This window comes from Mesorhizobium sp. M4A.F.Ca.ET.022.05.2.1, assembly GCF_003998845.1.
Lineage (GTDB): Bacteria > Pseudomonadota > Alphaproteobacteria > Rhizobiales > Rhizobiaceae > Mesorhizobium.
Genome location: NZ_RZOJ01000777.1, coordinates 1 through 874, shown reverse-complemented (window position 1 = coordinate 874; position 874 = coordinate 1). Strand labels below are relative to the sequence as shown.

Sequence of the window (874 nt, the reverse complement as noted above, 5' to 3'; positions counted from 1 at the left end):
TTTCGCCACCGCGCCCGCGGCAGGCGCTGTAGCGGCGCCGCAGGTCGATGCGGAGCCTGAGCTCGCAGCGACCTTCGATGATGATCTCGGCCAGGCGGTCGCCAGTTCGCTCGAAGACGTCTCTCCGCTCGACGACGATCTGCCGATGGACGACGAGCTTGCCGCGTCGCTCGATCGGGAATTCCAGCTTGGCGATCATGCCGTCGAGGCAGTCGACCATCGTGCCGCAGAGGTTGCAGCGCCGGCGGTCGAAACCGCGTTCGAGGACGATTTCGATAATGCTGTTTCCCTGTCGCTCGAGGATGAACTGACGCTCGACGACCATGCGCCCGCTGATGACCACGTCGCTCCGGCCGTTGCCGAACATCCGGCGCCTGTTCAGGCTGTTGCCGATCAAGCGATTTCAGAGGAGGACTTTTCTGGTCACTTCGACGAGGCGATGGCCGATGTCGACACGGATGTCGAGGCCCAGGCGGAACACCCGGCTGAAATCGATGAGCCGCTGACCGTCGAACAGCCTGCCGAGGCTGCTTATGCCGCCGACACAGACGGTTCCGAGCTTGCCGAGCAGGCGTCCTTCGACGACGATTTCGCGCTTAGCATCGACGATGCCGAAGAGTCGCTGGCTGCCGCAGTGCCTGTCGAGCCTGTACATGCCGTCGAAGGCGATGCCACAGACCTTGCCGCGCAGGAAGCCTTCGAAGATGATGTCGAGCATGCGCTGACCGAAGAGGTTGAAGAGCCGGCTGCCGAATTCGCCGCCTTTGCGGACGAGCCGATCGCGCCTGCGGTCTTCGAGCTTGATATCGAAGATGCGCCGGCCGGAGAGGTTGAAGAACCTGCTGCCGAGATCGCCGCCGCTGCGGCCGAACCG

The 874-nt window shown here is 63.7% G+C and carries 1 protein-coding gene and 1 pseudogene; one reads left to right on the top strand and one right to left on the bottom strand.

Translation table 11 applies throughout. The features are described 5' to 3' along the window. Nucleotides 1–199: hypothetical protein (locus tag EN745_RS36630; protein ID WP_210213791.1), on the bottom strand; the 199-nt coding region annotated here is incomplete at its 3' end. Here EN745_RS36630 and EN745_RS35335 point away from each other — a divergent pair. Then, nucleotides 146–874 (top strand): annotated as a pseudogene (locus tag EN745_RS35335) (SPOR domain-containing protein); the annotation flags it as partial. The gene EN745_RS36630 and the pseudogene EN745_RS35335 overlap by 54 nt on opposite strands.